The organism is Micromonospora sp. SL1-18, from assembly GCF_047921505.1.
GTDB lineage: Bacteria > Actinomycetota > Actinomycetes > Mycobacteriales > Micromonosporaceae > Micromonospora.
In genome coordinates this window covers 1-235 of the sequence record NZ_JBLROA010000283.1, presented here as the reverse complement: position 1 = coordinate 235, position 235 = coordinate 1, and the positions used below count along the sequence as shown (strand labels likewise).

General features: G+C 68.1%; 1 protein-coding gene. It reads right to left on the bottom strand.

The window, feature by feature from the left end:
- Nucleotides 1-235: TipAS antibiotic-recognition domain-containing protein (locus ACNAW0_RS30950; protein WP_416291572.1), on the bottom strand; the 235-nt coding region annotated here is incomplete at both ends.

Sequence of the window (235 nt, the reverse complement as noted above, 5' to 3'; positions counted from 1 at the left end):
GATGTACATGTCCGCCAGCCCGGTCTGCATCTCGTACGAGCAGTCGTAGAACCAGCGGCTGATCAACTGCCGGTGCTCCTCGGCCAGCGCCATCGCCTCCGGCGAGTCGGCCGGGGCACCCGAGGCCATCAGCTCGGCGAACCGCCGACCCCAGTCCTCGTTCTCCGCCTTGTTCCGCAGCCAGTCCTCCTTCGAATACCGCCCGACCCGCTCCGTCGACTGCCGGTACGCCTCC